General features: G+C 72.4%; 24 protein-coding genes and 2 pseudogenes. 9 read left to right on the top strand and 17 right to left on the bottom strand.

All coding sequences use genetic code 11. The annotated features are described in order from the left end of the window. Positions 1-139: 139 nt before the first annotated feature. The 3 genes and pseudogenes from OG242_RS21675 to thrS all read left to right on the top strand — a co-directional run. Complete coding sequence (locus OG242_RS21675; RefSeq protein ID WP_405899737.1) at positions 140-880, top strand: hypothetical protein; 741 nt, start codon at positions 140-142, stop codon at positions 878-880. Between the two features lie 122 nt (positions 881-1002). After that, the gene (locus tag OG242_RS21670) at positions 1003-1710 is read left to right on the top strand and encodes a class F sortase (protein ID WP_405899736.1); all 708 of its coding nucleotides are present in this window, start codon (positions 1003-1005) and stop codon (positions 1708-1710) included. Between the two features lie 207 nt (positions 1711-1917). Next, positions 1918-3156: pseudogene (thrS, locus tag OG242_RS21665) on the top strand (threonine--tRNA ligase); the annotation flags it as partial. A 12-nt stretch (positions 3157-3168) separates the two neighbouring features. On the opposite strand, the gene OG242_RS21660 reads toward thrS, so the two are convergent. After that, positions 3169-4386, bottom strand: coding sequence for an MFS transporter (locus tag OG242_RS21660; protein ID WP_405899735.1), 1218 nt, complete (start codon positions 4384-4386; stop codon positions 3169-3171). A gap of 109 nt (positions 4387-4495) precedes the next feature. On the opposite strand from OG242_RS21660, the gene OG242_RS21655 reads away from it, so the two are divergent. Together OG242_RS21655 and OG242_RS21650 are read left to right on the top strand one after the other, a co-directional pair. Further along, positions 4496-5074: a sugar O-acetyltransferase gene (locus tag OG242_RS21655; RefSeq protein ID WP_405899734.1), complete on the top strand. Its 579-nt coding sequence runs from the start codon at positions 4496-4498 to the stop codon at positions 5072-5074. A 19-nt stretch (positions 5075-5093) separates the two neighbouring features. Continuing rightward, a complete protein-coding gene (locus OG242_RS21650; RefSeq protein ID WP_018520906.1) occupies positions 5094-5636 on the top strand; it encodes a TetR/AcrR family transcriptional regulator in 543 nt (180 codons plus the stop codon). A 54-nt stretch (positions 5637-5690) separates the two neighbouring features. Here the strand turns inward: OG242_RS21650 and OG242_RS21645 are convergent, their stop codons facing one another. Then, positions 5691-6329, bottom strand: coding sequence for a class I SAM-dependent DNA methyltransferase (locus OG242_RS21645; RefSeq protein WP_405899733.1), 639 nt, complete (start codon positions 6327-6329; stop codon positions 5691-5693). Positions 6330-6625: 296 nt separating this feature from the next. Here OG242_RS21645 and OG242_RS21640 point away from each other — a divergent pair, with 296 nt between their 5' ends. Continuing rightward, on the top strand, positions 6626-8440 hold the full coding sequence (locus OG242_RS21640) for a coagulation factor 5/8 type domain-containing protein (protein ID WP_405899732.1): 1815 nt from the start codon (positions 6626-6628) through the stop codon (positions 8438-8440). A gap of 89 nt (positions 8441-8529) precedes the next feature. On the opposite strand, the gene OG242_RS21635 is transcribed toward OG242_RS21640, so the two are convergent. Further along, positions 8530-9054, bottom strand: a complete 525-nt coding sequence (locus OG242_RS21635; RefSeq protein WP_405901689.1) for a TetR/AcrR family transcriptional regulator — start codon at positions 9052-9054, stop codon at positions 8530-8532. 200 nt (positions 9055-9254) lie between these two features. On the opposite strand from OG242_RS21635, the gene OG242_RS21630 reads away from it, so the two are divergent. Further along, positions 9255-10184 (top strand): SDR family oxidoreductase, encoded by a 930-nt coding sequence (locus OG242_RS21630; RefSeq protein ID WP_405899731.1) that lies wholly within the window; start codon positions 9255-9257, stop codon positions 10182-10184. 11 nt (positions 10185-10195) lie between these two features. Here OG242_RS21630 and OG242_RS21625 read toward each other — a convergent pair whose 3' ends face one another. After that, the gene (locus OG242_RS21625) at positions 10196-10669 is read right to left on the bottom strand and encodes a hypothetical protein (RefSeq protein ID WP_405899730.1); all 474 of its coding nucleotides are present in this window, start codon (positions 10667-10669) and stop codon (positions 10196-10198) included. A 38-nt stretch (positions 10670-10707) separates the two neighbouring features. On the opposite strand from OG242_RS21625, the pseudogene OG242_RS21620 reads away from it, so the two are divergent. Beyond that, positions 10708-10905, top strand: a pseudogene (locus tag OG242_RS21620) (response regulator transcription factor); the annotation flags it as partial. 49 nt (positions 10906-10954) lie between these two features. Here OG242_RS21620 and OG242_RS21615 read toward each other — a convergent pair. The 8 genes from OG242_RS21615 to OG242_RS21580 all read right to left on the bottom strand — a co-directional run bounded on the left by OG242_RS21615 (position 10955) and on the right by OG242_RS21580 (position 18740). After that, positions 10955-11566 (bottom strand): response regulator, encoded by a 612-nt coding sequence (locus tag OG242_RS21615; protein WP_405899729.1) that lies wholly within the window; start codon positions 11564-11566, stop codon positions 10955-10957. Next, the gene (locus tag OG242_RS21610; RefSeq protein WP_405899728.1) at positions 11563-12741 is read right to left on the bottom strand and encodes a sensor histidine kinase; all 1179 of its coding nucleotides are present in this window, start codon (positions 12739-12741) and stop codon (positions 11563-11565) included. Before OG242_RS21610 ends, OG242_RS21615 begins: the two co-directional genes overlap by 4 nt. Further along, the gene (locus OG242_RS21605; protein WP_405899727.1) at positions 12738-13478 is read right to left on the bottom strand and encodes an ABC transporter permease; all 741 of its coding nucleotides are present in this window, start codon (positions 13476-13478) and stop codon (positions 12738-12740) included. The genes OG242_RS21610 and OG242_RS21605 overlap by 4 nt, the downstream gene beginning before the upstream one ends. After that, positions 13475-14410: an ABC transporter ATP-binding protein gene (locus OG242_RS21600; protein WP_405899726.1), complete on the bottom strand. Its 936-nt coding sequence runs from the start codon at positions 14408-14410 to the stop codon at positions 13475-13477. The genes OG242_RS21605 and OG242_RS21600 overlap by 4 nt, the downstream gene beginning before the upstream one ends. A 171-nt stretch (positions 14411-14581) precedes the next feature. Then, positions 14582-16492, bottom strand: coding sequence for a peptidoglycan binding domain-containing protein (locus OG242_RS21595; protein ID WP_405899725.1), 1911 nt, complete (start codon positions 16490-16492; stop codon positions 14582-14584). A 420-nt stretch (positions 16493-16912) separates the two neighbouring features. After that, positions 16913-17368 (bottom strand): DUF6113 family protein, encoded by a 456-nt coding sequence (locus OG242_RS21590; RefSeq protein WP_405899724.1) that lies wholly within the window; start codon positions 17366-17368, stop codon positions 16913-16915. After that, entirely contained in the window at positions 17365-18264 is a 900-nt protein-coding gene (gene mshB, locus OG242_RS21585; RefSeq protein ID WP_405899723.1) for an N-acetyl-1-D-myo-inositol-2-amino-2-deoxy-alpha-D-glucopyranoside deacetylase, read from the bottom strand. The genes OG242_RS21590 and mshB overlap by 4 nt, the downstream gene beginning before the upstream one ends. A 281-nt stretch (positions 18265-18545) precedes the next feature. Beyond that, positions 18546-18740, bottom strand: a complete 195-nt coding sequence (locus OG242_RS21580; RefSeq protein ID WP_018518964.1) for a hypothetical protein — start codon at positions 18738-18740, stop codon at positions 18546-18548. Between the two features lie 209 nt (positions 18741-18949). Between OG242_RS21580 and OG242_RS21575 the strand changes: the two genes are divergently transcribed. Next, on the top strand, positions 18950-21031 hold the full coding sequence (locus OG242_RS21575) for an alpha/beta fold hydrolase (protein WP_405901688.1): 2082 nt from the start codon (positions 18950-18952) through the stop codon (positions 21029-21031). A 1-nt stretch (position 21032) separates the two neighbouring features. On the opposite strand, the gene OG242_RS21570 is transcribed toward OG242_RS21575, so the two are convergent. The 5 genes from OG242_RS21570 to OG242_RS21550 form a co-directional block, all read right to left on the bottom strand. Further along, the gene (locus OG242_RS21570) at positions 21033-22088 is read right to left on the bottom strand and encodes a hypothetical protein (RefSeq protein WP_405899722.1); all 1056 of its coding nucleotides are present in this window, start codon (positions 22086-22088) and stop codon (positions 21033-21035) included. A gap of 180 nt (positions 22089-22268) precedes the next feature. Beyond that, the gene (locus OG242_RS21565) at positions 22269-23579 is read right to left on the bottom strand and encodes an ABC transporter ATP-binding protein (RefSeq protein ID WP_405899721.1); all 1311 of its coding nucleotides are present in this window, start codon (positions 23577-23579) and stop codon (positions 22269-22271) included. Then, positions 23569-24546, bottom strand: a complete 978-nt coding sequence (locus OG242_RS21560; protein ID WP_405899720.1) for an ABC transporter ATP-binding protein — start codon at positions 24544-24546, stop codon at positions 23569-23571. The genes OG242_RS21565 and OG242_RS21560 overlap by 11 nt, the downstream gene beginning before the upstream one ends. 13 nt (positions 24547-24559) lie before the next feature. Beyond that, entirely contained in the window at positions 24560-25534 is a 975-nt protein-coding gene (locus OG242_RS21555; RefSeq protein ID WP_405899719.1) for an ABC transporter permease, read from the bottom strand. Continuing rightward, entirely contained in the window at positions 25527-26450 is a 924-nt protein-coding gene (locus OG242_RS21550) for an ABC transporter permease (RefSeq protein ID WP_405899718.1), read from the bottom strand. Before OG242_RS21550 ends, OG242_RS21555 begins: the two co-directional genes overlap by 8 nt. Positions 26451-26523: the final 73 nt, after the last annotated feature.

Genomic DNA, 26523 nt, shown 5'->3' with positions numbered 1-26523 from the left:
CCACGCCGTAGCCCCAATGCGGCGCTCTCCGATGGCGCGCTCCCGGGTTCGGACTGACGGTGGATCACGTAGCCGTTGCGTCACCAGGGGTCGACAGGGCGTCACTCCTCGCAGGGGCGACGAAAGGAAATGTGTACAGATGCGCTCTGCCCGCACGCTGTTCGCTTCGGCCGCCGTCACGGCGGTCCTCACCATCACCGCACCCTCGGCCTACGCGATGACCGTCGCCGCCGACCAGGACCACGGCGGTTCGTCCGCCTCCGAGCACGACGAGCACGGCAAGTCCGACAAGGACTGGAAGAAGGACAAGCCGCACGGCGGCATGCACACCGGCGGCGGCGCGCTGTCGATGACGGTCACCGAGGAGTGGCAGCCGGGCGACGAGGGCGGCAAGTACAAGAAGGACGACGCCGACAAGCCCCACGGCGGCATGCACACCGGCGGCGGCGCCCTCGCCAAGACGGTCGCGAAGGAGTGGCAGCCCGGCGACGAAGGCGGCAAGTACAAGAAGGACGACGCCGACAAGCCCCACGGCGGCATGCACACCGGCGGCGGCGCCCTCGCGAACACGGTCGCGAAGGAGTGGCAGCCCGGCGACGAAGGCGGCAAGTACAAGAAGGACGACGAGGACAAGCCGCACGGCGGTGTCCACACCGGCGGCGGCGCCCTCGCGCAGACCGTCACGGAGTGGGAGCCCGGTGACGAGGGCGGTAAGTACAAGGAGGAGGACAAGCCGCACGGCGGCATGCACACCGGCGGCGGCGCGATGGCGATGACCGGCAGCGGTCTGGCGGCCGGTTCGCTGCTGCTGCTCGGCGGCGCCGGTGTGGCCGCGTACCGGCTGCGTCGCCGCCAGGCGTCCGGCGGTGCGATGGCCTGACCGGCCCCGCGGGCCCTCTGTCGTCGCGGTCGCCGTCCCTTCGGGGCGGCGGCCGCGGCGCCCGCGTTTCCCCGGTCCTCCCCACTCGTACCGCCCCCGTACGGACGAAAGGCACGTTCCCCATGGCCGCCCCGCAGACCACCGACTCCCCCTCCCCCGGGGCCGCGGCCCCCACCCGCTCGCTGGGCCGGGCCCTGCTCTGGCCCCTCGCGACGGCCGGGCTCGGCATGACCCTGATCTACCACTCCATCGGCTCGCCGGCCGACGACAAGGCGCCCGCACCGCCCGCGGCCGCCGTGTCCGCCGCCGCATCGCCGTCGGCCGCGGCCTCCGCGAAGGCCACCCCGAGCGCGTCGCCCTCGCTGCCGCGCTCGGTGCCGACGCGGCTGCGGATCCCGGCGATCGCGGTGGACGCGCCGTTCACCCCGCTGTCGATCGGCGCCTCCGGGCGGCTGGACGCGCCGCCGCCGAACGACAAGAACCTGGTCGGCTGGTTCAAGGACGGTGCGACGCCCGGCGAACGGGGGGCGTCGATCGTGGCGGGCCACGTGGACACCACGACCGGCCCGGCCGTCTTCCTCCAGCTGAGCTTCCTGAAACCCGGGGCGACCGTCGACATCACCCGCGCCGACGGCACGGTGGCCACGTTCGCCGTGGACACCGTGGAGACGTTCAGCAAGGCGGACTTCCCGGACGACAAGGTGTACGCCGACACGCCGGACGCGCAGCTGCGGCTGATCACCTGCGGCGGCAACTACGACCGGAAGGCCAAGGACTACGAGGACAACGTCGTGGTCTTCGCGCACCTGGACTCGGTGAAGAAGGGGTGAGCGGCGGCCTTCCCCCGCGCACGGGCGGGAAAACCGGATGCGGGCCGGCGAGGGGCGCTGTTAGCGTCGGAACCATGCAGCGTGCCGCCATGAACACGACGACGCCGGAGAGTGTCCCGGCGCGCTGACTGATGACCAGTCCGAAAGCCCCGGGGCGAGTGCCCCGGGGCTTTCGCGTGGGGTCGCTCGCCCTTCCCACGCGAGGAGACCGCCATGCACGACCACCGCAGACTCGGCCGCGAGCTGGAGCTGTTCGACACCGACCCGCTGATCGGCGCGGGCCTGCCCTACTGGCTGCCGGACGGGGCGGAGCTGCGGCACACCCTGGAGGAGTACATCCGGGGCGCCGAACGGCGGGCGGGCTACCGCCATGTGTACTCGCCGGTGCTCGGCAAACGGGAGCTGTACGAACGCTCGGGGCACTGGGCGCACTACAGCGACGACATGTTCCCGCCGATGGAGCTGGGCGAGGGACAGCAACTGGTGCTGCGGCCCAGCCTGTGCCCGCACCACGCGGTGATCTACCGCTCCCGGGCGCACAGCTACCGCGAACTGCCGCTGCGGATGGCGGAGCTGGGCGGGATGTACCGCGCGGAGCTGTCCGGGGTGCTCGGCGGGCTGACCCGGGTGCGCTCCATCCAGCTGAACGACGCGCACATCTTCTGCACCGTGGAGCAGGTCGCCGACGAGGCGCGCGGCGCGCTCGACATGATCCTCGGGGCGTACGAGGCACTGGGCGTCCGCGCGGCCCGGTTCCGGCTCTCGCTGCCGGGGCCGGGCGGCAAGTACGTCGCCGCCCCGGAGCTGTGGCGGCGCTCCACCGCGCTGCTGACCGAGGTGCTGGAGGCGTCGGGGCTGCCGTACGAGGCGGCGGAGGGCGAGGCCGCGTTCTACGGGCCGAAGATCGACGTCCAGGTCGAGGACGCGGCGGGCCGCGAGTTCACCCTGTCCACCGTGCAGGTCGACTTCCACCAGCCGGAACGCTTCGACCTCCACTACATCGGGGCCGACGGGGCGAAGCACCGCCCGGTCATGGTGCACCGCAGCATCATCGGCAGCGTCGAGCGGGCCGTCGCCCACCTCATCGAGCAGCACGGCGGCGCCTTCCCGGCCTGGCTCGCCCCGAAACAGCTGGCGGTCCTGCCGGTGTCCGACGCCGAACTCCCGGACGCCGAGGCGCTGGCCGGGCGGTGCGCCGAGCTGGGGCTGCGCGCGGAGATCAGCGGCCGTGAGCGCGGCAGCCTGGGCGCCCGGATCCGCGAAGCCAGGCTGGTGCCGTACCAGGTGGTGATCGGCCCGGCGGAGGCGGCCGACGGGCTCGTCGCACTCCGCCTGCGCGACGGCCGCCGGCTCGACCCCGTGCCGGCCGGGGACGCGCTGTCCCGGATCGCCGCGCTGACCGCCGCGCACAGCACCGCGCTGTGGGACGAGGAGGCGGACGCGTAAAGGGTCTGGCGCTCAAGGCGCGACCGGCGCCGCCTGCGTCCCGGTCGCGTCGCTCTCGCGGCCGGGGCCCAGCGCCCCGGCCAGCAGCGCCGCCACGGCCACCAGCGCCAGGACCACGGTCATCGTGAGCCGCAGGCCGATGTGGTCGGCGAGGAAGCCGAGCGCGGGCGGGCCGACCAGGAAGGCGCCGTACCCCGCCGTGGAGACCGCGGCCACCCGCGCGGCGGCGTCCGTCGGGTGGTCGCCGGCGGCGGACACCGTGACCGGGAAGCCGAGCGAGGCGCCGAGCCCCCACAGCACCGTGGCGGCGCCCGCCATCACGGGGCTCGGCGCGACGATCACCACGGCCACGCCCAGCGCGGCCGTCAGGCCGCTGATCCGGACGACCTTCGTCCGGCCGAACCGCTCCAGGAAGGGGCCGCCGGCCAGCCGGCCCAGCGTCATCGAGGCGGCGAAGACCAGGAAGGTCAGCGAGCCCGCCGTGGGGCTCACGTCGTACCCGTCGACCATGAGCAGCGGCAGCCAGTCGTTGGCGGCACCCTCCGCGAAGGCCATCGCCAGCACGATCACGCCGATGAGGACGAGCTGCCGGTCGCGCCACACGTGCAGCTGGCCGCGCAGGCCGCCCTGCCCGGACCCGGCGGCGGGGGCGTCGTCCTTGCCCGTGCCGTGCGGGATGGCGAGGACCGCCCGCGTACCGGCGGCGGCTATCAGCCCCGCGACGAGTGTCAGGTGCCAGCCGACGGGGAACGCGGCCGCCGTCAACGCCATGCCGAGGAGGGCCCCGACGACCGTCCCCAGGCTGAAGCAGCCGTGCAGCACGGGCAGGACGGGCCGTCCGATGGCGCTCTCGACGGCGGCGCCCTCGATGTTGAACGCCACCTCGCTCATCCCCATCCCGCCGCCGAACAGGGCCAGCCCGCCGAAGACCACGACCGCGAGCGACAGAGCGGTGCCGGCGGCGACGACGAGCAGCCCGGCGACGATCAGGACGACGCCGCCGAGGATCGTCGTCCGGCCGCCGTTGCGCCGTACCAGCGGCCCGGACGCCATGACGCCGGCCATCGAACCGGTGGACAGCCCGAACAGCACCAGGCCCATCGCGCCGGTGGACACGTCGAGCCCGTCCCGGACGGCCGGGGTGCGCGCGACCCAGGAGGCCATGCCCGTACCTGCGGCGAGCATGAAGAGGAACAGGGCGGCACGCCAGCGGCGTGTGACGGCATCCATGCAGCGGGGCCTCGTCTGACGGTCGGAAAGATGGCGGACGCAAGGGGGGCGGACGGAAAGACGGCGCCACGAGCGTACGATCGTACGCCTGGAGTGTACGCTCGTACCCATGACGGACCACTTCGCGGGCGACCCGCGTACGAACCACGAGCGGATGCTCGCCGGAGACCTGTACATCGCGGACGACCCGCAGATCGTCGAGGCCCAGAAGCGGGCCGTGCGGCTGGCCGCCCGCTATCTCGCCGCCTACACCGAGGATCCGGACGCGGCGCAGCCGGTCGTCGCCGAACTCCTCGGCGGGCTGGGCGCGGGGGCGCACATCCGACCGCCGCTGTACGTCGACTACGGCTCGTACATCACGGTCGGCGAGGGCACGTTCATCAACTACAACCTCACCGCGCTGGACGTCGCCCCGATCACCATCGGCCGCGACTGCCAGATCGGGCCGAACGTCCAGCTGCTCACGCCCACCCACCCGGTGGAGCCGGAACCGCGCCGGGACAAGCTGGAGGCGGCACGGCCCATCACGATCGGCGACAATGTCTGGCTCGGCGGCGGGGCGATCGTGCTGGCCGGGGTGACCATCGGGGACAACAGCGTCATCGGCGCGGGAGCCGTCGTCACGAAGGACATCCCCGCCAACGTGGTCGCCGTGGGCAATCCGGCCCGGGTGATCCGCTCGATCTAGGGACGGCGAGGGACAGAGCGTGGCGACCGGACAGAACGACCCCGAGCGGCGGGAGCGCATCATCACCGCCGCGCTCGACCTGATCGCGGCCGAGGGGGTCGCCGGGACCTCGCACCGCAAGGTCGCCGCCCGCGCCGGGGTGCCGCTCGGCTCGATGACGTACCACTTCGCCGGCATGGACGAACTGCTGCGGGAGGCGTTCACGCGCTTCTCCAGCGGCATCGTCGCCGTCTTCGAGGAGCGTCTGGGCGCCGCCACCACGCAGGACGAGGCCCGGGAGGCGGTCGCCGACCTGGTCCACCACCTGTCCGGCGGCAACCAGCGCGAACTGGTCCTCACACACGAGCTGTACACCCTCGCCGCCCGCAAGCCCGCCTACCGCGAGCTGACCCGGGAGTGGATGCGCCGCAGCAGGGTCGCCCTGGAGTGGCACTTCGACCCGGCGACGGCCCGTCAGCTGGACGCGCTGATCGAGGGCCTTTCCATCCACCGCGCCCTCGAAACCGAGCCGCACGACCGCGCCCTGACCGTCGAGGCCATCGCCCGCATCACGCGCGCCTGACGCGCGCCCCCAGCTCCTGGCCGGCACCCCACCTGACCAAGGTGCCGGCCAGGTTCAGACCGGAGTGGAGGCGGCCCGGGCCAGCAGGCACACCTGGGGCCACCTCGCGCCGGGCGTGGTCAGCCGGGCGGTGACGGCGAAGCCCGCCCCCTCCAGCTGCCGGCCGACCTCGTCGGGCGCGAGCAGATGGATGGCGTACGCGAACCCCCCGGCGCGCTTCCGCGAGGTGTAGGGCTCCCCGTTCCCGGCATGGAAGCCGAGCAGCAGCCGGCCGCCGGGGGCCAGCACACGGCGGAACTCCGCGAAGAGGCCCGGGAGCCGGTCGGGCGGGGTGTGCAGGATCGACCACCAGGCGACGATCCCGCCGAGCCCGCCGTCCGGCAGGGCGAGCGCGTCCATCTCCCCGGTCTCGAAGCGGACTTCCGGGTGGCGGCGCCGGGCGGTCTCCACCATCCGCGACGAGGCGTCCACGCCGTGGGCGTCGAGTCCGAGGCCGGCCAGATGGGCCGTCACATGCCCTGGTCCGCAGCCGAGATCGGCGACGGGCAGCCCGCCGTCCGTGCGCACCTCCTCCGCGAACGCGCCGATCAGCGCACGTCCCGGCACGTCCTCGGCGAAGAGCGGGGGGACGCGGGCGGCGTAGTCCTCGGCGACGGTGTCGTAATAGGCGCGGGTGGCGGCGATTTCGGTCACCCGTACGAGCCTACGGCCGTGCCCGCCGGACGCGGCCCGGCACTCCGATACGCGGCGCCCGGCACCGTCAGATCCTGAACTCAGGAGTGCCGCCAACTGACAGCAGAACGGACAATTGCCGCCCTGCCGACATTATTTGTTGCGCTCAGCCGGGTTCCCGCGAGGCTCCTGTCGCACACCTCTTGACGTGTACAGGGTGACGACGGAACCATCAACACCCACCGGAGAGCGCTCTCTGAGCGTGCGCCGGACAGCTCGTCGTGTCACCCGTACCACGACCCAGGAGACGTACGTCCATGCATCTTCCCCCCACGGAAGCCCCCACAACACCCCCCACAGCAACCCCCACCGCACCATCCCGCCGCAGGCGCCGGGGCAGGGCCCTCGGGTTCGCCGCGTTCGCCGTTTCGCTCCTCATGGCCGTCCCCACGGCGCAGACCGCCTTCGGGCAGGACGCGCAGGCCGTCGAGGGCGGCGGCGACCTCGGCCCCAACGTCATGGTGTTCGACCCGTCGACGCCCGACATCCAGGCCAAGGTCGACGAGGTGTTCAAGAAGCAGGAGTCGGCGCAGTTCGGCGACGGCCGCTACGCGCTGCTGTTCAAGCCGGGCACGTACGACAACATCAACGCGCAGATCGGCTTCTACACCTCGATCGCCGGCCTCGGGCTGAACCCGGACGACACCACGTTCAACGGCGATGTCACCGTCGACGCGGGCTGGTTCAACGGCAACGCGACGCAGAACTTCTGGCGTTCGGCCGAGAACCTGGCCCTCAACCCGGTCAGCGGCACCGACCGCTGGGCCGTGTCCCAGGCCGCGCCGTTCCGCCGGATGCACGTCAAGGGCGGCCTCAACCTCGCCCCGAACGGCTACGGCTGGGCGAGCGGCGGGTACATCGCCGACAGCAAGATCGACGGCCAGGTCGGCCCGTACTCGCAGCAGCAGTGGTACACCCGCGACAGCTCCATCGGCAGCTGGGGCAACGGCGTCTGGAACATGACGTTCTCGGGCGTCGAGGGCGCGCCGGCGCAGAGCTTCCCCGAACCGCCGTACACCACACTCGAGAACACCCCGGTCTCGCGTGAGAAGCCGTTCCTCTACCTGGACGGTGACGCCTACAAGGTGTTCGTCCCGGCCAAGCGCACCAACGCGCGCGGTGTCTCCTGGGGCAACGGCACACCGCAGGGCGAGTCGATCCCCCTGGACCAGTTCTACGTGGTGAAGCCGGGCGCGAGCGCGGAGACGATCAACGCGGCCGTCCAGCAGGGTCTGCACCTGCTGTTCACGCCCGGGATCTACCACGTGGACCAGACGATCAACATCGACCGGGCGGACACGGTCGTGCTGGGTCTCGGCCTGGCGACGATCATCCCCGACAACGGGGTCACCGCCCTCAAGGTCGGTGACGTGGACGGCGTGAAGCTCGCCGGGCTGCTGGTCGACGCGGGCACCACCAACTCCGAGTCGCTGATCGAGGTCGGCCCCGAGGGGGCCTCCGCGAGCCACGCCGACAACCCCACCTCGCTCCAGGACGTGTTCGTCCGGGTCGGCGGCGCCGGTGCCGGCAAGGCCACCACGGGCATGGTGATCAACAGCAACGACACGATCATCGACCACACCTGGCTGTGGCGCGCCGACCACGGCGAGGGCATCGGCTGGGACACCAACCGCTCCGACTACGGCCTCCAGGTCAACGGAGACAACGTCCTGGCCACCGGCCTGTTCGTCGAACACTTCAACAAGTACGACGTCCGCTGGTCCGGCGAGAACGGCAAGACGATCTTCTTCCAGAACGAGAAGGCCTACGACGCCCCCAACCAGGACGCCGTCCAGAACGGTGACATCAAGGGCTACGCCGCCTACAAGGTCGACGACTCGGTCACCACCCACGAGGGCTGGGGACTCGGCAGCTACTGCTACTACAACGTCGCCCCGGGCATCCGCCAGGACCACGGCTTCGAGGCCCCGGTGAAGCCGGGCGTGAAGTTCCACGACCTGCTCGTCGTCTCACTCGGCGGCCAGGGCCAGTACAACCACGTCATCAACGACACGGGTTCGCCGACCTCGGGGACGGACACCGTGCCGTCGCAGGTGGTGTCGTTCCCGTAGACGGTTAGCAGGTACGGGATTCCGGACGCCCGGAGTCCTTCACCGAGACCGCCCGTCCCGTCATTGCCGACGGGGCGGGCGTCGCCGTGTCAGGGCCGGCCGCCCGCCATCAGGGACTCGAGTCCGGCGAGCCCCTCCAGGACGAACGCGCCCAAGCCGCGCTCCCCGACGGCGTCGATCCAGCGCTCGAAGGCGACCTTGAAGACGGCGATCCCCGCCTCGGCCGCCAGGCTCGCCGCCGGTTCACCGACACCGCGCGCCCGCAGGGCCTCCCGCATCGCCGCGGCGAGCGAGGCGAGCTTCACCAGCTCACGCTCCTGGAGTTCCGCGTTGGCCGTGATGACCCGCTGCCGCTGCCGGGCCTGCTCGCGCCGCTCGTCGAACACGGCCGCGGCCGCCCGGAGCGCCTCCGCCACCGCGTCGATCGGGGGCGCGGACGGGGGAGCCCCGTCCAGGCCGCTCACCAGGCGCTCCCGGAGCAGGGCGGAGCCCGCGAACAGCACCTCGCGCTTGTCGGCGTAGTGCCGGAAGAACGTGCGTTCCGTGAGCCCGGCCCGCTTGGCGATCTCGGTCACGGTCGTCTGCTCGTACCCCCGCTCGCCGTACAGCTCCATGGCGGCCTGCTCCAGCCTGCCGCGCGCGTTCGGCTCCCATCGACCCATACGGCGATTCTATGGGATGACAGTCACTGTCATCGAGAGTACGCTGATGACAGTTGCTGACATCAGGAGTGGCTTGATGTCAGTCGCCGACATCGTGGACCGGCCGCGTTCCCCGCAGGCCGGATCGTCGGCCTGTTCCAGGAGGTTTCCTCATGCGTGTATTCATCACCGGCGCGTCCGGGTGGATCGGTTCCGCCGTCGTTCCCGAGCTCATCGGGGCGGGTCACCAGGTCGTCGGGCTCGCCCGCTCGGAGGCGTCGGCCGAGGCGCTGGCCGCCGCGGGGGCCGAGGTGCGGCGCGGGTCGTTGGACGACCTGGACGTACTGCGCGAGGCGGCCGCCGAGGCGGACGGGGTGCTCCACCTCGCGTTCAAGCACGACATCGCGTTCTCCGGGGACTTCCAGGGCGCCACCGACGCGGACCGTCGGGCCATCGACGCCTTCGGGGACGCGCTCGCCGGCTCCGGCAAGCCGTTCGTCATCGCGTCCGGGCTGCTCGGGCTCGCCCCCGGCCGGGTCGCGACCGAGGAGGACGGGCAGAGCGCCGGCCCGGACGCGCCCGCCGAGGGCCCGGGCGGCCGCCAGGACAACGCGCTGGCGACGATCGCCCTCGCCTCGCGCAACGTCCGCTCGTCCGTCGTACGGCTCCCCCCGACGGTCCACGGCGACGGGGACCAGGGCTTCGTCGCCTCCCTGATCGCCAACGCCCGCGAGAAGGGCGTCTCCGGCTACGTCGGAGACGGCTCCCGGCGCTGGCCGGCCGTGCACCGCTCGGACGCCGCCCACCTGTTCCGGCTGGCCCTGGAGAACGCCCCGGCCGGCACCACGCTGCACGCGGCGGCCGAGGAGGGCGTCGCGCTGCGGTCCGTGGCCGAGACCATCGGCCGCCACCTCGGCGTCCCCGTGGTCTCCGTCGCGCCCGAGGACGCGGCCGGGCACTTCGGCTGGCTGAGCGCCATGGTGAGCCTCGACTCGCCGGCCTCCAGCACGCAGACCCGCGAACGGTTCGACTGGAAGCCGGCCGGGCCGGGGCTGGTCGAGGACCTCGACCAGGGGCACTACTTCGGCGCGCCGGAGGCGTAACCGCGCCGCCCTCACTGGTCGCGGCGGTGCACCGCGCACACCGCCACGGCCCCCGCGACCAGTGCCCACAGGGCGTAGACGGTCCAGGCCCCCGCCTCCGACCACGGGTAGAGCTCGGGCGGGGGCTGCGGCAGGGCGCCGGCCGTGAGGCGGTCCCAGGCGCTGAACGGCAGGGTGTGCCGGAGCACCGCCGTCAGGTGGCGGCGGTCGCTCGGGACCATCGGCAGCAGGAGCAGCACCACCACGCACGCCACGATCGACGCCCCCGTGTGCCGGATCACCGTGCCGAGAGCCAGCCCGGCGAGCGCGGCGACCGGGGCGAGCAGCGCGGAGGCTGCGAGGACCTGAAGCACTCCGGGGTCACCGAGGGAGACCGAGGCGCCGCGCCCGGACAGGATCGCCCGGGTCGAGGCGAAGGAGGCTGCGGCGACGAGCACACCGAAGACCGTGGTGACGGCGGCGAGGACGACGGCCCTGGCGGCCATCACCGAGCGCCGCGCGGGGACGGCGGTGAACGTCGTGTGAACGGGAGCGGGAGGTGCTGGTGCTGGTGCTGGTCGGCAGCGGGCTGTCCAACGCGGAGATCGCGGAGCGCCTGGTGATCAGTGTGGCCACGGCGAAGACCTATCTGACCCGGCTGCTCGCCAAGCTGGGGGCGCGGGACCGGGTGCAGCTGGTCATCATCGCGTACGAGGCGGGGTTGGTGTCCGCGGGGCGGTGATGCCGGAGGCGGCTGCGCCCGGACCGCGATGACCCGGCCGGGGCGCCTCCTACAGCCAGCCCTTCTCCCGGGCCATGCGGACGGCCTCGGCGCGGTTGCGGGCCGCCATCTTCTGGATGGCCATGGAGAGGTAGTTGCGGACGGTGCCCTGGGAGAGGTGCAGCGCGGCGGCGATCTCCGCGTTGGTCGAGCCGTCGGCCGCGGTGCGCAGCACCTCGCGCTCGCGTTCGGTCAGCGGGCTCGCCCCGTCGGCGAGGGCGGCGGCCGCGAGGCCGGGGTCGATGACGCGTTCCCCGGCGAGCACCTTGCGTACCGCTTCGGCGAGCTGGGACGCCGGTGCGTCCTTGACCAGGAAGGCGTCCGCGCCCGACTCCATGGCGCGGCGCAGGTAGCCGGGCCGGCCGAAGGTGGTGACGACGACGACCTTGACGTCCGGCAGGGCTTCGCGCAACTGGGCCGTCGCGTCGATGCCCGTCATGCCGGGCATCTCGATGTCCAGGAGGGCGACGTCGATGCCGTGTTCCTCGGCCGCCGCCAGGACCTCGTCGCCGCGGGCGACCTGGGCGACCACCTCGATGTCGGGTTCCAGGCCGAGGAGCGCCGCGAGTGCCTCGCGCACCATGGACTGGTCCTCCGCGAGGAGAAGTCTGATCATGCTCATTCCGCGGATCCTAGGCCGGATTCGAACGGAACGCTGAGGACCATGGTGAAGCCTTTGCCCGAGCGGGCGTGGGTGGCCCGGGTGCTGAGGGTGCCGCCCACGGTGGCGAGGCGCTCGGTGAGGCCGGTGAGGCCGTTGCCCGGCGGGGTGCCGGCGGCGCCGCGGCCGTCGTCGGCGACGGTGAGTTCGAGGACCCGTCCGTCGAGCGTCTGGCGCGGGGCGAGCGTGACCGTGCAGCGGTGCGCGCCACTGTGGCGTACGACGTTGGTGACGGCTTCCCGCAGCCCCCAGGCGAGCACCTCCTCCGCCTTCTCGGGCAGGCCGTCCGGGACGTCGGCGGGCACATCGGCGGTGACCCCGGCGGCGGCCAGCGCGGTGCGGGCCCCGGCCAGTTCGCCGGGGAGGGTCGGCCGGCGGTACCCGGTGACGGCGCTGCGTACGTCCACCAGGGCCTGGCGGCTGACCTGTTCGATGTCGGCGACCTGGGCGGCGGCGCGCTCGGGCTGGTCGGGGAGCATCCGCCCGGCCAGCTCGCTCTTGAGGGTGATCAGGGAGAGGGAGTGGCCGAGCAGGTCGTGCAGGTCGCGGGCGAGGCGCAGGCGCTCCTCGTTGGCGGCGAGCTGGGCGACCGTGGCCCGGGCCTCGCGCAGTTCGATCGTGGTGCGGATCATCTGCCGTACGCCGGTCATCGCGAAGCCCCCGAGCAGGGCGGGGAAGACCAGGGCGGTGATGGTCTCGCGCGGGTCCTCCAGGGTCGCGCCGACGCCCACCAGGACGGCGGTGACGACGGGAATCAGCCAGCGCGCGGTCCGTAGCGGCAGCGTGGCCCCGACCGAGACGGACACGTACACGAAGAGGACCAGCCAGGGCGTGCCGAACGTCAGCGACAGCAGGACGGCGAGGGCTCCGAGGAAGGCGAGGGAGGCGCGGACCCGGAGGGGGTCCAGCGCCTTCGACGTGTGCCGGAAGACGAGCACCAGATAGGCGCCGACGAAGACCAGCAGCCCCAGGACGCCGAGCGCGGTCGCCCACCGGGTGTGGTTGCCGTCGGCCAGGTCCTTGACCGGCGCGCTCATGAAGGCGAGCCAGATGCCGATCCACAGCAGCTTGACCCCCGCCTGGCGGGCACTCGCGGGCGGCCGCCCAAGACCCACCGACATCTCGTCCTCGTTCACGCCTTCAGAGTGTCCTTCCGGTAGAGCCAGGCCGCGCCGCCCGCGAAGAGCAGGAAGTACACGCAGAGGACGGCGACGTCCCTGGCGTGCGGCGCGCCGCCCATCTCGACGGCCTGGCCGAGTGCAGCGTACGCGTGCGTGGGAAGCCACTCGGACACGTTCTGCAGCCACTGCGGGAAGGTGGCGCTGGGCATCCACAGGCCGCCGAGGATGGAGAGCCCGAAGTAGATGATCATCGTGACGGGGCGGACCGCGTCGCCGCTGGTCAGGTAGCCGATGGCGACGCCGAGCGCGGCGAAGACCAGCGAGCCGGCCCAGATGACGCCGGTCAGCGCGAACCACTGCCACAGGTCGAAGCGGACGTGTTTGACCGAGGCGGCGACGAGGAAGACCACGACGATGCAGGGCAGGGTCACCATGGCGGCGCTGGCGATCTTAGCGAGGACGTAACCGCGTCCGGGCAGCGCGGTCAGCCGCAGCTGACGCACCCAGCCCTTCTCGCGCTCCTTGGCGATGCGCTCGCTGTTGCCCATGAGGACGGCGGTCAGCGCGCCGAACGAGGCCATGGAGACCATGAAGAAGGACTGGAGTGTCAGATCGGTGTGCGGGATCTTGTCGGTGTCGTTCTGGGTGCCGGAGATCAGCAGGTAGATCACCGACGGGTAGATGACCGAGAAGAACATGAACTTCTTGTTCCGCAGGGTGCGGGTCACTTCGAGCCTGATCAACATGTTCATGCGGTCCTGGCCTCCTCGGCCTCGGTGATGGCGACGAAGGCCTGCTCCAGGCCGAGTCCGGCGACTTCCAGCTCGCGCGGGTAGAGGCCGAGGCCGTAGACGGCGTGGACGGTCGCGTCGGCGTTGTGCGACTGGATGCGCACCCGGCGGCCGCTGACGTCGAGCGCGGAGAGGAACGGCAGTGCGCTCAGGGCCGTTTCGTCGATCGCGCCCTCCAGCTCGAAGGAGATCCGGCGGGCCCCGGCCTTCGCCTTGATCTCGGCGGCGGTGCCGTCGGCGAGGAGACGGCCCTTGTGCAGGACCAGGACGCGGTCGGCGATCGCGTCGGCCTCTTCGAGGTAGTGGGTGGCGAACAGGACGGTACGGCCCTGCTCGGCCTGCTCGCGCATGGTGGCCCAGAACGCCTGGCGGGCGGTGACGTCCATGCCGGTGGTCGGCTCGTCGAGCACGATGAGGTCGTTGGCTCCGGCGGTGGCCAGCGCGAACCGTACGCGCTGCTCCTGGCCGCCCGAGAGCTTGTTGACCATCCGGCCGGCGATCGACGCGATGCCCGCCCGGGCCAGCACCTCGCTCACCGGGTAGGGGCGCGGGTGCAGGTCGCACACCAGCCGGACCAGTTCCTCGACGGTGACGTCCTCCATCAGCCCGCCGCTCTGCAGCATGGCGCCGACCCGGCCGGCCGCGATGGCCTCCCGCGGGGAGGTCCCGAAGAGGCGGACGGTGCCGGAGTCGGCGGGGCGCAGGCCGAGGAGGAGGTCGAGGGTGGAGGACTTGCCGGCGCCGTTCGGGCCGAGCAGCGCCACGGTCTCGCCGGGGTGCAGGTCCAGGGTGAGCCCGTCGACGGCGCGTACGTCCCCGTAGGCCTTGGTCACCTGGTCGAAGGCGACCACGGCGGTCCTCGCCGCGGTCGTTTCGGTGGCTGTCGTTGTCATGCGTCCAGCGTGGCCGACCGGGGGGTGCGCGCGGCAGGGTCAGCGGTCGTGGATCCGGGATGACAGATGTCATGCGCCGGGGGTGACGGGTGTGCGGTGCCGGGGTCCTGAAACGCCGCCGCCCCCGGCCGGGGGTCCGGTCGGGGGCGGGTGACGCGTGGTGCGGGCGGGTCAGCCGTTGCCGTCGAGGTCGATCGTGACCGTGCGCTCGTCGGGGGTCTTCCCCAGCAGGGCGCCCTTCATGGCATAGGCCACGTCGTCCGCGCTGAGCTGGTGCTTCTTGCCGTCGCCCTTGGTGATCATGATGCCGTCGAAGACACCCGCGCAGAGCCGGTCGATGGCCTCCTTGTCGTAGACGTCGACCAGCTTCCCGTCGACCGCCTTCATCGACAGGATCTGCGGCAGCGACTTGGTCGGGCCGAACGGGATCTCCTTGCCGCCCGCCCTGATGCGCACGAGCCCGGACATCGCCGGCTCCGCGAACTCCTTCATCGCCCGGTCCAGTTCGGCCTGGGTGATGGTGGGTTGCTTGGTGGCGACGGGCAGTTCGACGCGCTTCGTGAGCCCGGTCTCGACCTGGGCGCGGTAGGCGTCCCGGACGGAGACCATCGACTTGTTCACGTCGAGCGACTTGCCGGCCTTGCCCGGTACGACGACGGCCTTGCCGGGCTCGAACTTGATCGTGCCGTCCTGCGCGGTGCCCGAGGCGCCGGCCAGGTCCTGGAGCGCGACGCCGAGCTTCTCCTCGTCGACCGGGAGCACCGGGTCGACGGTCCGCTCGCCGCCGAAGAGCGAGCCGATGACGGAGACCGGGTTGTAGTCACTGCCGGCCGCGGAGCGCACGGTGGCCTGGCTGTCCAGGGAGAGCCCGGCCTTGTCCGGGGCGAGCTGCGTCTCCTTGCCGTCCACGGTCAGCTTGAGCGGGGTCGCGGCGCGCTTGGCGAGCGCGGCGTCCAGCTTCTCGACGCCGTCCTCCTTCGTGCCGCCGCCGATGTCCACACCGAGGACGGTGGTGCCCTTGGGCACGTCGGAGTGGTTCATCAGCAGGCCTGCGCCGTACGCGACACCGAGCAGGCAGACGGCCGCGACGCCGAGCAGGACCAGCTTCGAGCGGCCCTTCTTGGCGGGCGCCGGCTTGGGCGCGGGACGGGCCGCCGGAGCGGGCGCGGGCGGCGTCGGCGTGACGCCACCGGGGCCCCCCGGGCCGCCGGGTCCCCCCGGTCCGGTACCCATCGGGTCGCGCGGGGCGTTCCGGTCGCCGGGCACGACGGGGATGCCGCTGTTCAGCGTGTCACCCGAGACGTTGCCACCCGGGCCGCCCGGGGGCGGCGCGAACTGCGGGGTGAGGACGGCGGTGTCGTCGGACATGCGCGGCACTCCGCCGGGCCCGGGGCCGACCGGGTTCTGCGGGCCCATGCCGGGCGGGTAGGGGCCGGGGCCGTCGAGGTTCGGGGTGAGGGGCGAGGTGCCGGCGGCCGGGCCCGTGGTGGGGCCGGCCGGGCCCGGGGTGCGGACGCCGAGGTCGGGCGTGGAGCGCGGGCCGCCGGGGCCCTCCGGGAAGTCGCGCTGCGGTCCGTCCGAGAAGTACGGCAGGTCGGTACGGGGCCCCGAGGGCGGGGAGACCCGGCCGGCGTCGGGGCCACCGGGCACGGGACCGCCGGGCCGGAAGCCGGGACCGCCGGGCGCACCCGCACCGCCGGGCGCACGCACACCGCCGGGCGCACCCGCACCACCGGCACCACCCGCACCGCCCGGCGCACCCGCACCACCCGCACCACCAGCACCACCCGCACCGCCAGGCCCACCCGCACCGCCCGGCGTCGGGAAGCCCGCGCCGTCCGTGTCGCCGGGACGGCCCTCCGTCGAGGGCTTCGCGGCAGCCGGGGGCTTGCGCGGGGCGAACCAGTCGCTGCCGCCGCTCTTCTCCTTGGCCGGGGTCTCGCCGGGTTCCGCCACCGGGGCCGCGTCCTCACCGGACTCGGCGGCCGAGGACTCGGGCGTCTGCGGGGCGCCGCCCTGCGCCGGGGCTCCCGGACGCGGGGTCGAGCCGGTGCGCTCGCCGCCGCCGTCCGCGTCACTCATCGGCGTACGCATGACAACCGGCGGGATGGGGCGCGAGCCGGGGATGTTGATCCGGATACGCGTCGTCAGGGTCGTCTCGGTCTTCGGCTCTTCGGGCCGGTCCGGACCGGCAGGTTCCGGGGACCCCTCCGGGGCGTCCTGCGACGGGTGCAGCGACGGATACTGGCGGGATCCGTACGGCGGCGTACCCGAGGGGTACGCGGCTCCTCCGCGACCCTGGGGCCCGGAGGACGAACTGTCAGTTTCACGACTCAAAGCAGGTTCTCCCGATTGGCTCCGCCGCCCGTACCTTCCCCCGTGCCGCAGCCCGGGCGCGCGAACCACCATACTGGCCGCCGCCGGCACACACCCCGCGACCGGGGGAAACGACTGCGCACCCCCCGGACGGGCAGGGGGCATTACGGGACCGGACAGAGCACATTACTTGGCGGGTCGGCCGCTGTCGGCCCGCTGCCGGGGCGATCGCGACATGGTGGCACAGATCACAGCGATGGCCATTCCGCCCAGCATGAAGAGCCCGAGGCCGAGCGCGTCACCGAAGACATAGTCACCTTCGGGCCGTCCACTGAGCAGAACAACGATGGAAATCAGCCACCCCGCCGCGGGTGCGGCCGCCCCCGGCTGGGTACCCGTCAGCGTGCGGCCGCCGTGGAAGAGGCCGGCCGCCGCCGCCAGGGCGAGCAGCAGCCCGCCGGGGAACCAGGCGGCCTGCACGAGCGTCCCGGCGATGCCCACGACGGCACCGAGGACCGCGAGACCGAACAGGGCCGCGATCCGGGCGGGGTTGACGGGCGCGGCCAGGCCGATGGCCGGAATGTCCTTCTTCTGGGCATCGGTCCGGCTGCCGCCGGCACGCGCCCGGCTGCTGCCGCTCATCGGCCGGCTCCCGGCACACCCGCGAAGAGGTCGTGTTCGCGTTCCCCCGCAGGGGCCCCCGGCGTACCGGCGGTCAACTCGTAGCACTCGGTGGTGAACACGGGCTGCCCCAGGTCGTTCGACAGGGCGAAGTACCGCCCCTGAAGGGCGATCTGGGTGACGTGTGCCCGCATCGCCGCGGTCTTGGCGTCCTCGTACCCGGTGCCGTCGATCACGGTGGTGACCTTCGCCTCGTCCACCACACCCGGTACGTCGCCGATCTCGGCGATCCCCGGGAAGGCGTCGGGGGCCTCGGCCCGCAGCGCGGCGAACCCCTCCTCGGCGACCGAGCGCGGGACGCGGTTCCAGTAGACCTTGGCGATGGTGTGCGGAGCGCCGGCGCCGGGGCGGTACGCGGCGTCGGCGGCCAGCTCCGCGGCGCGCGTGGCGACGCGGTGGGCCTGGATGTGGTCGGGGTGGCCGTAGCCCCCGTCGGGGTCGTACGTGACCAGGACCTGGGGGCGCACCTCGCGGATGACGTCGACGAGGTGGCCGGCCGCCTCGTCCGGGTCGGCCGACCAGAAGGCGCCGGGGCGGTGGTTCTGCTCGGCGCCCATCATCCCGGAGTCCCGGTAGCGGCCGGCGCCGCCGAGGAAGCGGTGGTCGGTGACGCCCAGCTCCCGCATGGCCGCCGCGAGTTCGCCGCGGCGGTGGGGGCCCAGGGTGTCGTCCCGGTCCGCGGCGAGATGGGCGAGCGCGGGCGGGATGACCTCGCCCTCCTCGCCGAGCGTGCAGGTCACCAGCGTGACCAGGGCGCCCTCGGCCGCGTACCTGGCCATGGTGGCGCCGTTGTTGATCGACTCGTCGTCCGGGTGCGCGTGCACCAGGAGCAGCCGCCGGGCGGGAAGGTCCGTCATGGGGACCAGCCTAGGGCCTGTCGTTTGGACCAGGCCGGATCAGGGAGCGGGGTCCGGTGCCGTGCATCGCAAGGCGGAGGATTGAATCAGATGGGGTCTCCCCCTGTTCGAGCGGAGCCGGGAACCTGGGGAAGGAGCGTTGGTGATTGACGACAACGCCGCGAGGTGCGGTGCCGGAGCCCGCGAGCCCGGCCTGGTCCGAACGACAGGCCCAAGCCGACGGCCTCCCCGGCCGACGGCGGCCCGGCGACGGGCACCCGATGGAGCGACGGGTGACAGGGTCAGAACTTCATGTCTCCGATCATGCCGGCCACGTTCGTGGTCAGCTCGGAGATGGTGGGTGCGATGGTCGAGTCGGCGAGATAGAAGCCGAGCAGCGCGCAGACGACCGCATGTCCTCCCTTCAGTCCGGACTTCCGGATCAGCAGGAAGACGATGATCGCCAGCAGCACCACCGCCGAAATCGAGAGCGCCACAGCGGTTCACCTCCATCGGTACGGTCGGGGACGGGCAGCACGCGTGGAGCCAGCAGGTTCATACCCACCGAGCGCTACGGATCATAACTATCCGTGGCACCGCATTGTTCGGGGCACAGCAGCACGAGGGGCGCACGGACGGGCGCGGCCGATAGGTTCGGCGCATGACTTCGTCAGAGATCACGTTTCCGCTCCAGTTGGCCCGGACCATGAGATTCACCCTCGGGGCGCCGCGCGCGTTCACGGTGTCACCCGACGGTGGACGCGTGGTCTACCTGCGCTCGGGTTCCGGCACCGACCGTACGGGCCGGCTCTGGGTGCTGGACCTGGACGGGGACGGCGCCCCGCAGGAGCGCCTGGTGGCCGATCCGGGGGCGCTGCTGGGCGGTTCGCAGGAGCGTCTGTCGGCGCAGGAGCGCGCCCGGCGGGAGCGCAGCCGCGAGGGCTCGGCGGGCATCGTGGGCTACGCGGTGGACGCGGCGGCCGAGCTGGCCGCGTTCGCGCTGTCGGGGAAGGCGTACGTCGCCGGCCTGCGCGGGGGAACGGCGCGTGCGCTGCCCGTGCCGGGACCGGTGATCGACCCGCGCCCCTCCCCGGACGGGCGACACGTCGCTTATGTGTCCAAGGGTGCACTGCGCGTCGTCTCCACCGACGGCGAGGCGGACCGGGCGCTCGCCGAGCCGGAGGGCGACCATGTCACGTACGGGCTCGCGGAGTTCATCGCGGCCGAGGAGATGCACCGCTTCCAGGGCTTCTGGTGGTCGCCGGACTCGGACCGGCTGCTCGTGACCCGGGTCGACGACAGCCCCGTCCAGCGGTGGTGGATCGCGGACCCCGCGCACCCCGGCCGCAAGCCGGCGGAAGTCGCCTACCCGGCCGCCGGGACGCCCAACGCCGTGGTGGGGCTGCACGTCGTGGGCCTGGACGGCAAGCGCACCGAAGTGGAGTGGGATTGGGCCCGGTTCCCCTATCTGGCGCGGGTGCACTGGTCCTCGTACGGGGCTCCGCTGCTCCTCGTCCAGGCCCGGGACCAGCAGAGCCAGCTGTGCCTGGCGGTGGACCCGGAGACCGGGGCGACCCGGACCGTGCACGCGGACGAGGACCCGGAGTGGCTGGAGCTGTTCCCCGGGGTGCCCGCCTGGGCGCCGGACGGGCGGCTGGTGCGGATCGCGGACGAGGGCGGGGCGCGGGTCCTCGCGGTCGGTGACCGGCCGCTGACCGGGGCGCAGTTGCACCTCCGAACGGTGCTTGACATCGGGGACTCGGACGTCCTGGTGGCGGCGTCGGCGGGCGAGGAGGCGGTCGCGCCGGAGATCGGCGAGACCCATGTGTACCGGGTCAACGAGCTGGGCGTGGAGCGGGTCTCGGAGGGCGCCGGTGTGCACACGGCGGTCCGGTCCGGCCGGGTGACGGTGCTGGTCTCGGCGACGCCGGAGCGGCCCGGGGCGACGGCGCGGGTGCTGCGGGACGGCAAGGAGATCGCCGTCGTCGCGAGCCACTCCGAGCCGCCGGTGCTGTCGGCGCGGCCGGTGCTCACCGAAGGGGGCGCACGACGGATTCCGTGCGCCGTGCTGCTCCCCACCGGGTACTCGGAGTCGGACGGTCCGCTTCCGGTCCTCATGGACCCGTACGGCGGGCCGCACGGAGGACGCGTCATCGCCGCCCACAATCCGCACCTCACCTCGCAGTGGTTCGCGGACCAGGGCTTCGCCGTGGTCGTCGCGGACGGGCGCGGCACACCCGGCCGCTCACCGGCCTGGGAGAAGGCGGTGAAGAACAATCTGGCGCTCAGCCTCGACGACCAGGTGGAGGCCCTGCACGCGCTCGCGGAGCGCTTCCCGCTGGACCTGGGCCGGGTGGCCATCCGGGGCTGGTCGTTCGGCGGCTTCCTGGCGGGCCTGGCCGCGCTCCGGCGGCCCGACGTCTTCCACGCGGCGGTCGTCGGCGCCCCGGTGACCGACCAGCGGCTCTACGACACCCACTACACCGAGCGCTACCTGGGCGACCCGGCGGAGCAGCCCGAGGTGTACGCGTACAACTCGCTGCTCACCGACGAGGGACTGTCGCACGCGGCCGAGCAGGTCCGGCCGATGATGATCATCCACGGTCTGGCGGACGACAACGTGGTCGTCGCGCACAGCCTGCGGTTCTCCTCGGCGCTGCTGGCCGCCGGCCGCCCGCACGAGGTGCTTCCGCTGAGCGGGGTGACCCACATGACCCCGCAGGAGAAGGTGGCCGAGAACCTGCTGCTGCTCCAGGTGAACTTCCTGAAGCGGTCGTTGGGGCTCTGACTCACCAGCCCGGCGGCGGCTGGGAGGGCGGCGGGGGCGGGCCGAAGCCGCCGCCGCCCTGCGGGTAGCCGTAACCGGGCGGCTGCTGCGCGGGGTACGGGGGCGTCGCCGGTGCGGGGCCCCGGCCGGGGCCGCCGCCCCACGGGTCCGGGCCGGGGGCGCGGACCGGGGCGGGTACGGAGAGGGCGATCAGCGCGGTGAGGGCGGCGAGGAGCTGGAAGATCCAGCTGAGCAGGTTGAGCTGCAGCTCGCCCCCCAGTTCGCCGAAGTGGTCCAGCAGGTCGTAGTGCGCGATCCGGACCATCCCGAACACCCCGCCGGGCAGCAGCAGCGCGGCGGCCACCAGGCCGAACGGGCGCGCGTGCGGGGCCCGGACCACGGCGCTGAAACCGGCGAACACGCAGAGCAGGAACAGCGTTGCGGTGGCCCAGCCCGGCGGCGGACCGGTCAGGTACTGCGCGACCCGGTCGGAGCCCACGTACCAGTCGGGGAAGATCTCCGGGTACCGCACGGCCTGGCGGATGTCCCAGGCCATCAGCACGGACCCCGCCGCGCACAGCGTCAGGAACGACAGCACGCCCGCGCCCCGCCCGGGCCCGGCCGGCGTCCGCTCGTAGGAGTCGGCGGGCGGCCGGCGGCCCGCCCCGGCGGTGATGATCATCGCGGCAGCCGCGGCGAGGGCGACGAAGGAGCAGATCAGGGCCCGGGAGCGCAGGTCGTCGGAGTACGCGGACTCCATCCGGTGGTTGTCGATGGTCCAGAGTCCGGGGAGCCGCACGGCGATGGTGACCACCCCGGTGACGACGAGCGCGGACGCGGCGGCCGTGGTGCGCAGCACGGCCACGGCGACGGCCACGTACACCACGAACAGGACGAAGTCGGTGGCCGAGGTCGCGGGCGTGGCCGTCGGCCGGGCGTCCAGGAGCGTCGCCCAGACCCGCCACACTTGGCCGAAATTCGCCGCCTGCACGTCCCGTATCAGCCAGCCCGCGACGATCACCGCGAGCACGGCGGACAGGACGGCTCCGGTGACTCTTGCTCCGCGGGTGAGTATCACCCCGTCGATACTTCCCTGCCCCCACCCTCCGGACAAGAGGGCCTACGGCGGGCGGTCGTACGGCGACCGGCCGGGGGGCGTCACACCACCACCGGCCGGTCCACGGCACCCGCACGGCCGTACGCTGTTCATGATGCCGCGTCCGTATATCGGGGAAGTTGCCCGCGTGTTAACGCCGCGTCAGCTCACCCGGCTGCTCCCGGAGGGCGGGTCCTCCTCGCCCCCTGCCCGGGTCCCGGAAGGCGCTTCGGGAGACGCGTCGGAAGCAGCCTCGGGAGCCGTCCCGGGAGGCGCCTCGGCCGCCCTCTCCGCCGCCCGGTCCGCCGCCTCGTCCTGGCCGCCCTCCCCCGGCACCGACTCCAGCGTGCCCTCCGGCGGGACCACCCGCTTCTCCTCCGCGAAGTGGCAGGCGGAGGCGTGCCGGGCCGGGCTGTCCGTGTCCCGGAAGGCGGCCGGGACGGCCAGCAGCGGCACCTCCAGCTCGCACCGCTCCTGCGCCTTCCAGCAGCGGGTTCGGAATCGGCAGCCTGAGGGCGGGTTGGCGGGCGAGGGCACGTCGCCGTGCAGGATGATCCGCTCGCGGTACTCCCGCGCCATCGGGTCCGGCACCGGCACCGCGGAGAGCAGGGCCTGCGTGTAGGGGTGCGTGGGGTGGTCGTAGATCTCCGCGTCCGTGCCGATCTCGACGAACCGGCCCAGGTACATGACGCCGACCCGGTCCGAGATGTGCCGGACGATCGACAGGTCGTGCGCGATGAAGACGTAGCTCAGGTTGAACTCCGCCTGGAGCCGGTCCAGCAGGTTGACGACCTGCGCCTGGACGGAGACGTCGAGCGCGGAGACCGGTTCGTCGGCGACGATGATCTCCGGGTTGAGCGCGAGGCCGCGGGCGATGCCGATGCGCTGGCGCTGCCCGCCGGAGAACTGGTGCGGGTAGCGGTTGATGTACTCCGGGTTGAGGCCCACCACGTCCAGCAGGTCCTGCACCTTGCGCCGCCGGTCGCCCTTAGGGGCCACCTCCGGGTGGATCTCGTACGGCTCCCCGATGATGTCGCCGACCGTCATGCGCGGGTTCAGCGAGGTGTACGGGTCCTGGAACACCATCTGGATGTTGCGGCGCACGGCCTTCAGCGCGCGGCCGGACAGCTTGGTGATGTCCTCGCCCTTGTACCGGATGGTGCCGGCCGTCGGCCGCTCCAGGTGGACGAGGAGCCGGGCGACCGTCGACTTGCCGCAGCCGGACTCCCCCACCACGCCGAGCGTCTCGCCGGCCCCGAGGTCGAAGGTGACCCCGTCGACCGCCTTGACCGCGCCGACCTGCTTCTTGATGAGGATGCCCTGGGTCAGCGGGTAGTGCTTGACGAGGTCGCGCACCTCCAGGATCGGTTCGCCGCCCGCGTACGCGCTCTCCTGGCGCGACTTGGACAGCAGGGTGCGGGCCGTCTCGCCCTCCTCACGCGCTTCCCTGCGCCCCGAGTGGTCAGCGTGCATCGAGCGTCTCCTTCCAGAAGTGGCAGGCGCTCTGTCGGTGCTCGGCCACGTCGTACAGCGGCGGCACGTCGGTGCGGCAGACGTCCTGGGCCATCGGGCAGCGCGGGTTGAAGGCGCAGCCGGGCGGGATGTGCAGCAGGTTGGGCGGCAGGCCCTTGATCGCGTACAGCTCCTGGCCCTTCTGGTCCAGGCGCGGAATCGAGGCCAGCAGCCCCTTGGTGTACGGGTGAGCGGGTGCCTTGTAGATGTCGTGCACGGGCGAGGTCTCGACGATCCGGCCCGCGTACATCACGGCGATCTTGTCGGCGACGTCCGCCACCACCCCGAGGTCGTGGGTGATGAGGATCAGGCCCATGTTCAGCTCGCGCTGGAGCTCCGCGAGGAGGTCCATGACCTGGGCCTGGACGGTCACGTCGAGGGCGGTGGTCGGCTCGTCCGCGATGATCAGGGAGGGTTCGAGGGCCAGCGCCATCGCGATCATGATGCGCTGGCGCATGCCGCCGGAGAACTGGTGCGGGTAGTTGCCGACCCGTTCCCTGGCGGCCGGGATGCGGACCCGGTCCATCAGCTCGATGGCCTTGGCCTTCGCGTCCTTGCGGGACATGCCGCGGTGCACGACGTACATCTCGCCGAGCTGCTCGCCCACGGTCAGGACGGGGTTGAGGGAGGAGAGCGCGTCCTGGAAGATCATGGCCATCTCCTGGCCGCGGATCTTCCGGCGCTCCTCCTTCTTCATCGTCAGCAGGTCGCGGTCCTTGAACAGGATCTCGCCCTGCGGGATCTTCCCCGGGGGCATGTCGAGGATGCCCATGACCGCCTGCGCGGTGACCGACTTGCCGGAGCCCGATTCGCCGAGCACCGCCAGCGTCTCGCCCTCGGCCACCGAGTAGTTGACCCCGTTGACGGCCTTCACGACCCCGTCCCGGGTGTGGAACTCCACGTGCAGATCGCGCACTTCGAGCAACATGGCAGCGGACTCCTCAGCGCAGCTTGGGGTCGAGGGCGTCGCGCACCGCGTCGCCGAGCATGATGAAGGCGAGCACCGTGACGGCCAGCGCGCCGGCGGGCCAGAGGAGCATGTGCGGGGCGTTGCGGATGTACTGGGACGCGGCGGAGATGTCGATGCCCCAGGAGACGGCGGGCGGCTTGAGGCCCACGCCGAGGAACGACAGGGTCGCCTCCAGGGAGATGTACGTGCCCAGCGCGATGGTCGCGACGACGATGACCGGGGCGACGGCGTTCGGCGCGATGTGCCGCAGCATCATCCGCCCGTTGGAGGCACCGAGGGCCCGGGCGGCCTGGACGTAGTCGTTGTGCTTGGCGGTGATGACGGAGCCGCGGGCGATACGGGCGATCTGCGGCCAGCCGAGCAGCACGATGAAGCCGATCACCGGCCAGACCGTGGAGCTGGTCACCACGGAGAGGAAGACCAGGCCGCCGAGGACGACGGGGATGCCGAAGAAGATATCGGTGAGGCGGGAGAGGATCGCGTCCCACCAGCCCCCGAAGAACCCCGCGAGGGCGCCGAGGACGCTGCCGATCAGGGCGACGCCGAGGGTGGAACAGATGCCGACGGTGACGGAGTTGCGGGCGCCGTAGACGACGCGGGTGTAGACGTCGCAGCCCTGTCCGTCGTAGCCGAAGGGGTGGCCTGACTGGGAGCCCTGCTGGGCCTTGCCGAGGTCGCAGTCGAGGGGGTCGCCGGACGCGATGAGCTGCGGCCAGATCGAGATGACCACCAGGAACAGGATGATCAGGGCCGAGATGATGAAGACCGGGTTGCGGCGCAGGTCGCGCCAGGCGTCGGACCACAGGCTCTGCGGCTTGGTGTCGGGGCCGGTGCCGTCGGGGCCGCCGGGCGTCTTCTCCAGGCTGTCGCCCTCCGCGAGCGCGAGGTCCGTCGGTCCGCCGGCCCCGGCGGCCGAGATCGCCTCGTCCGGTGTCTGCTCAGGCATAGCGGATCCTCGGGTCGAGTACGGCGTAGAGGAGGTCGACGATCAGGTTGGCCGCCAGGAAGACCAGCACCAGGACGGTGACGAACCCGACCACGGTCTGCGAGTTCTGGCGCAGGATGCCCTGGTAGAGCTGGTATCCGACGCCGTGGATGTTGAAGATCCGCTCGGTGACGATCGCCCCGCCCATCAGGGCGCCCACGTCCGTACCGATGAAGGTGACGACGGGGATCAGCGAGTTGCGCAGCAGGTGCCGGATGACCACGCGGCGCCGGGGCAGGCCCTTGGCGGTCGCGGTGCGGACGTAGTCGGCGCGGGAGTTCTCGGCGATCGAGGTCCGGGTGAGCCGGGTGACGTACGCCAGCGAGACGGAGGCGACCACCAGGCCCGGGATGATCAGCTCGTTGAGCGGGGCCTCGGGCGAGACGGACGGCTTGATGACGCCCCACTCGACGCCCAGCAGCAGCTGGAGCAGCAGACCGGTGACGAAGGTCGGGATGGAGATCACGATCAGCGTGAGGATCAGCACGGCGGTGTCGACGGGCCGGCCGCGGCGCAGCCCGGTGACGACGCCGAGGCTGATGCCGATGACGATCTCGAAGACGATCGCGACGAGGGTGAGGCGGATGGTGATGGGGAACGCGGTGCCCATCAGCTCGGTGACCTCCTGCCCGTTGAACGCGGTGCCGAAGTCGCCGGTGAAGACGTTGCCCATGTAGGTGAGGTATTGCTGCCACACCGGCTTGTCGAGGCCGAATTCCGTGCGGAGTTGGGCGGCGGTCGCCGGGTCGCACTGGCGGTCGCCGCAGAGACCCGCGATGGGGTCGCCCATCACGTTCACCATCAGGAAGATCAACAGCGTGGTGCCGAAGAAGACCGGGATCATCTGCAGCAGCCGCCGGATCACATAACGTCCCATGAAGGGCTCCGGGGGTCGCGGGGGGACGGAGGCTCAGGAGTCGGGGGACGGGGAAGCCGGGCGGCCGGTGCGT

The organism is Streptomyces sp. NBC_00727 (genome assembly GCF_045161745.1).
GTDB lineage: Bacteria > Actinomycetota > Actinomycetes > Streptomycetales > Streptomycetaceae > Streptomyces.
Note: the sequence above shows the minus strand (reverse complement) of the source record. Positions and strands in the feature narration are given on the sequence as shown.